Below are 5,523 nucleotides of genomic sequence, written 5' to 3' on the forward strand. Positions count from 1 at the left end.
TCTGCCGGGTGGAGCTGCCTCCGGCCATGGCGCCGCACCTAGCGGTGTTGAGCGGCAAGGTCGGCACCGTCCGCCTGCTGCGGAAGATCCGGCGCGAGCTGGGGACCGATGAGCCGTCGGCGCTCCTGCCCGAGTTCCACCGCCGCCTGCCGGAAGCGGCAACCTGATGAGGACATGGAGCATGAAGCGGACGCTTTTGGCGGGGGCCGCGGCCCTCGCCCTGGCCGTGGCGGCGCCTGGCGCTGCGCGGGCACAAATCCCGGTCACGGACGCCCTCGCGAACGCGCAGGCGCAGATTACCAACTCCCAACTCGTGCAGCAGGTCGCGCAGGCCGTGGCCACCGTGCGCCAGCTTGAGCAGCAGTATCAGCAGCTCCAAGCGACCTATAACGTGCTCGCCCACACCACCAACGTCTCCACCTATGCGAGCCGCCTGGGCGGCGTGGCCAACGGCTTCGGGGCGACCGAGATCGGCGGCATGATGAGCGGTGCCGGCAGCATGGCTGGCACCGCCGAGCAGGTGGCCGGTCTCCGCTTCTATCAGTCGCAGGGCACGGACTTCTCTGCGACCGAGCTGACGCGCCGGGCGCAGCGCCTGGGCGGCATCCAGGCCGCGGCGATGCAGGGGATGCGGCAGTCGGAACAGCGCATCGCCGGGCTGCGCGAGCTGATGGCCGAAGTGGACGGCCAGCCCGACGTGCAGGCGTCGGCGGCGCTGAACAACCGCATCCAGGCCGAGCACGCCTTGCTCTCGGCGCAGCAACAGCAGCTCGCGCAGTTGCAGATGATGGCCGCCGTTCAGCAGCAGGGCGACATGCTGCGCTCGGAGGAGGCGGCCCGGCAGAGCGCAGAGCAATACCGGGACAGCCTGCAGCCCTTGGGGGACGAGTGATGCGCGGCGCGGTGCTTGCGCTCGCCTTGGTGGCCGCGGGCGCCGCGCCCGTCCTCGCGCAGCGGTCGCGCGAGGTCCGCGACGTGCCCTGGTACCAGGCCCGGCCGCAAGTCCTCGAAGAAACCTTGCGCTGGTGCCACCGCGACGCCCGCTTGGCTGCGACCTGGGATTGCCAGAACGCCGAAGCTGCGGGGGCTTCGCGCATGGGCCGGCCGTTGCCCAACACCCTGCCGCGCGCTGGCCAGGACCGCCAGGCGCCGCCCGTTGACAGCAGCGGCCTCCCGGAACCGGGCTTCAACCCGCGCACGAACCCGCTGGGCTACTCCAATTTGCGGAACGCCTGCGCGACCCGCGGTCCTGGCAGCGATGTTCTGACACCCTATTGCTACCAGCTCGACCGCTACCGGGACGGAGCCTCCGGTGGCCGCTGACTTCTTCCACAAGGTGTCGATGACGTTCGACACCAACCTGATGACCGGCATTGATACGGTCATCAACAGCGGACTTACTTTCGCGCGTCCGCAGGTGCGGGCGGCGGCCACGCTGTTCATCTTGATTTCCGGCTGGCTCGTTCTGACCGGGCGCATGGACAAGAACGTGCTAGCCGGGCGCGTGCTGCGGATCATGGCCGTCGCAGCACTCCTAACCTCGGCCGGCACCTTCAACACCTACGTCCGTGACCTGTTCTTGCAGGACATTCCCAGCACGGTCGGCGCCGCGCTCACGGGCGGCACCACCTACGCGCCGGCCGCGCAGTTCGACGCACTGTGGAACGCGACGCAGCGCATGGCGGCCACCGTGCTCGCGGAGGCCAATGGCTACACTCAACTCGGTGAACGCCTCGCCATTCGCGCCCTCATGGCCATCTCCTTCGTCGCCCTCGTTGTCATCTTCCTCATGTGGGTGATCGCCCGCGTGGTCATGGGCATGGTGATCGCCCTCGGCCCCTTCCTGATCGGCCTCTACCTGTTTGACGCCACGCGCCCCTTCGTGGACCGCTGGGTGGGCAAGCTCGTCTCGCTGACGCTCGTGCAGTTGAGCATCGGTGTCATGCTCCAACTGCTGATGACGGGTTTTAACGGCTACGTCCGCCAGGCACAGGCCAACCCCGGCGGCAGCATAGACGAGAAAATCGGCGCGCTGCTGCAAGTCGGTGCCTGGTATTGGTGCGGCCTGCTGCTGATCGGCGCGCTGACCGGCGTGGCCTACTCCATCGGCGGCGGCCTGGCCGGCTCCTTCGCCCCGCACACGCAAGCTCTGGGCGAAGCCATCGACCGCGGCATGGCGTCGATGCAGCGCCGCTCCGACAAGAAGGCCGCCGCCGCCTCCCAAGGCCGGCAGGAAGCCTATCAGAGCCGCATGGCCACCGCCGTGGAAGCGACGGCCGCCAACACCGCACCGAAGGGCTGATCCCGTGCGCGCCCCCTCCCCCCTCCTCCATCACCGTAGAGCCCCGATGAAGCCCGCGCTGCTGCTCTCCCTGCTGGCCCTGGCCGCCTGTGCCGGCGCCTCCGAACCGCCGGCCTGCAAGGGCGAGGTGTTCCAGCTCAACCCGACCCGGATGCTGCCGCCGGCCAACTTCGCCGCCGCGGCCGCCGTGGGTGCCCCGGCCGGGAGTGTCGTGCGTTGAACGCCATCTCCCCGCCCGGCCAGCCGGTGCCGCCGTCCGCCTCACCCGCGGGCGGCCCCTCCGACGCTGAGATGGCCGCCGCCGTGGTGATCCCGCGGGGCGAGCTGAACCGCCTCTACGCCGAGACGCAGGCCCGCCAGCTCCGCGACGCCCGCCGCGCCAAGCGCATCAGCACGGGAAAGACCTGGGCCATCGTCGGCCTGCTGGGGGTGGTCGGGATGCAGGCCCTGGCCGCCCTCCAGCTCTTTCCCCTCGTCCGCGTGGTGCCGGTCGTGGCCGTGCCGCAGCCGGACGGCAGCATGGCCACCGTGGTCCACGGCGACGCGCTGCCGGCCGCGGTGCAGGAGCGCGCCGTGCGCGCCACCCTGTTCCAGTATGTCCGCCTGCGCGAAGGCTGGTCCTCGGGCGAGGCGCAATACGCCTACGACGTGGTGAGCCGCATGTCGGCGCCGCAGGTGCGGAGCGCCTTTCAGGAGTGGTTCAACCTCACGGTTCCCCCTGGTCCGCAAGCCGTGTGGGGCACGCGTGCGACTGTCACCGTGGAGCAGATCAGCGGTGCCCTGCTGCCGAACGACACGGCGCAGGCCGACGAGATCTACCAGCTCCGCTTCCGCCGCACCGAGCGCGCCCACGGCCGCCCGCCGGTCGTGTCCACCTGGGTCACGACGCTGCGCTACCGTGCCGGCCAGAACATCGCCTTCACCGACGGCACGACGATCAACCCGCTGGGCGTGCTCGTGACCGAATACCGCCCGCCCGAGCGCGAGGGCGTGCCGACCCTGGGAGAGGCCCGATGATCCGCCCCCATTCCGCCCTGCGGCTGCTGCTGGCCGTCTCCATCGCCCTGCCGCTGGCCTGGGGCGCCCCGGCCGCCGCGGGCGAGACCCCGGCCCCGGCCGGGCGCGACCCGCGGGTGCGGGTGATCGCCTACGACCCGCATCAGGTGGTCAAGCTCTACGCCGTGCCCGGTGCCACCCTGACCATCCAGCTCGCCCCCGGCGAGACGGTGGCTGGCCTGCCGGTGTCGGATCAGACCCTCCTGGACCCGCCCGAGCCCGCCAGCCTCGGCACCGGCCCGCTGGCCATGGCCGGCGGCCCCGCTCCCTCCGAGCGGGCCGGCGCCGGCCGCGGGGCGTCCACCGACCGGAACCTGTTCACCGCCGTCCGCGGCAACTTCGTCATGCTCAAGCCTCTGCGGGATCTGGACCCGCAGCCGCTGTTCATCATCGGCCGCAGCACCGACCCCACCACCGGGCGGGAGGTGATGCGCGCCTACACCTTCGAGCTGTCCACCCGCGAGGGGCCGCTGACCGCGGAAGCCCCGAACACCTACTACCTCGTGCGCTTCACCTACCCGGCCGAGGAGCGCGCTGCTGCAGCGGCGGCTGCCGCGGCTCGCCGGCAGGCGGCCAACGCCGCGGCCGAGACGCGCCGCCGTGAGATAACCGAGCGCCGGGCACGCGAGCGCCTGGTGCTGGCCAGCACCAACGCCGCCACGCCGGGGGTGATGAACTGGAACTATGACGGCCAGGGCGACCGCGAGCTGGCGCCAGCCGAGGTTTGGGACGACGGGCAATCCACCTTTCTGCGCTTCCCAGGCAATCGCCGCGTGCCCGCGATCTTCTCCGTCCTCGCGGACGGGCGCGAGGCGGCGGTGAACTACTCCGCCAACACCGCGGGCCTCATCACCATCCACCAGACCGGCCCGGCCCTGCGGCTGCGGGACGGCGGCTTGGTGCTTTGCATCTTCAACCGGGCGGTTGACCCCACCGGTCGCAATCCCGGCACCGGCACCACCAGCCCCGACGTGGTGCGGGAGATCAGGCGGTGAGCGGCGCCGTGGAAGGGGGCGCCGTCGCCTCCAACAATCCTGTCTCGCCCGTCGCCGGCGGCCGGCGCCTGCTGACGGGCCGGGAAAAGGTGATGATCGGGGTGGGCATCTTCGCCGCCTGCGGCCTGGTCGCAATGTGGCCCGCCTCGCGCCCGGCCCCGGAGCGCGAGCGCGAGCAGCCGGTCGCGGAGGCCGGGCGCTCCCTGCCCTACCGGCCAATGCCCGAGCCGGCCGCCCCGCCGGCACCGACCCCGGCCGCGGCGGTCGCGGCCATGCCGATCCCAGCCACCCCGGCCGCCCTAGGGATGCCGATGCCCGGCGCGCACAGCGCCGTGGCCTTCGGCGGCGGGCGCCAGGCCCCCAACCCCACCCCGATCATGAGCTACGAGGACCGCACCGTACCGCAGGCCACGCAGCCCGTGGCGGACGGACCGGCCGGTCTCCGTGCCGCCCGGCCCGGGGCGCCTGCCACAGTCCCCGGCGACGGCCTGGCTGGCAGTGCCAACGAGCCCGACGCGCTCTCGTCGCGCCTTCGGCCGTCGCGGATGGCAGCGGCGCGGGCGACCGTGCTGCGGAACCCCGAGCTGACGGTGCCAATGGGCACGCGGATCGCCTGCATCCCGGAAATGCCGATTGATTCCACGGTCGCCGGCTTCTTCTCCTGCATCACCCCCGTGGACGTGCGGGGATCCACGGGGACGGTCGTGCTGATGGAGCGCGGGACGCGCATCGTGGGCGAGGTCCGTTCCGGCCTGGCCCGCGGCTCGCGCCGGCTGTTCGTGGTGATGACGCAGGCCCTGACGCCGGGCGGCGTGCAGATGGAGTTGAACAGCCCCGGCGCCGACGTGATGGGTCAGGCCGGGCTGGATGGCGAGGTCGATAGCCACTTCTTCGAGCGGTTCCGCGGCGCCATGCTGCTCGCCTTCCTCGACACCGGCCTACAGGCCGCGGCCACCGTTGCCAGCAACTCGCTGAACAATGGCACGGGCGTCACCTTCAACCAGTTCCAGTCGGGCGGGCAGCGCGCCACCAGCCAGGCGCTGGAATCCGACATCAACATCCCCTCCACCCTGCGCCGGAACCAGGGAGAGCCCTTGACCGTGTTCGTGGCGCGGAACCTGGATTTCTCTGACGTTTACCGGCTGGTGAGCCGGTGAGGGGCGCGGCGGT

At 71.7% G+C, this 5,523-nt stretch carries 7 protein-coding genes; all 7 read left to right on the forward strand.

Going from position 1 to position 5,523, the window contains the following annotated elements; translation table 11 throughout:
- The first annotated feature begins 181 nt into the window (after positions 1–181).
- From BUB97_RS25040 to BUB97_RS25070, 7 genes are read left to right on the forward strand one after another with little or no spacing between them, the layout of a single operon-like run.
- Positions 182–892 carry a type IV secretion system protein gene (locus BUB97_RS25040; RefSeq protein WP_175562746.1) on the forward strand — a complete coding sequence of 237 codons (711 nt, stop codon included), beginning with the start codon at positions 182–184 and terminating at the stop codon, positions 890–892.
- Positions 892–1,323, forward strand: a complete 432-nt coding sequence (locus BUB97_RS25045) for an EexN family lipoprotein (protein ID WP_073140584.1) — start codon at positions 892–894, stop codon at positions 1,321–1,323. The genes BUB97_RS25040 and BUB97_RS25045 overlap by 1 nt, the downstream gene beginning before the upstream one ends.
- Complete coding sequence (locus tag BUB97_RS25050) at positions 1,313–2,302, forward strand: type IV secretion system protein (RefSeq protein ID WP_073140586.1); 990 nt, start codon at positions 1,313–1,315, stop codon at positions 2,300–2,302. The genes BUB97_RS25045 and BUB97_RS25050 overlap by 11 nt, the downstream gene beginning before the upstream one ends.
- 46 nt (positions 2,303–2,348) lie before the next feature.
- On the forward strand, positions 2,349–2,522 hold the full coding sequence (locus BUB97_RS26055; protein WP_139281459.1) for a type IV secretion system protein VirB7: 174 nt from the start codon (positions 2,349–2,351) through the stop codon (positions 2,520–2,522).
- A complete protein-coding gene (locus tag BUB97_RS25060; RefSeq protein WP_086062554.1) occupies positions 2,519–3,319 on the forward strand; it encodes a VirB8/TrbF family protein in 801 nt (266 codons plus the stop codon). The genes BUB97_RS26055 and BUB97_RS25060 overlap by 4 nt, the downstream gene beginning before the upstream one ends.
- Entirely contained in the window at positions 3,316–4,353 is a 1,038-nt protein-coding gene (locus BUB97_RS25065) for a TrbG/VirB9 family P-type conjugative transfer protein (RefSeq protein WP_073140594.1), read from the forward strand. Before BUB97_RS25060 ends, BUB97_RS25065 begins: the two co-directional genes overlap by 4 nt.
- Positions 4,350–5,510, forward strand: a complete 1,161-nt coding sequence (locus tag BUB97_RS25070; RefSeq protein WP_073140596.1) for a TrbI/VirB10 family protein — start codon at positions 4,350–4,352, stop codon at positions 5,508–5,510. Before BUB97_RS25065 ends, BUB97_RS25070 begins: the two co-directional genes overlap by 4 nt.
- Positions 5,511–5,523 lie beyond the last annotated feature (13 nt).

The sequence above is a fragment of the Muricoccus roseus genome (genome assembly GCF_900141905.1).
GTDB classification, from domain to species: Bacteria; Pseudomonadota; Alphaproteobacteria; order Acetobacterales; family Acetobacteraceae; genus Roseomonas; species Roseomonas rosea.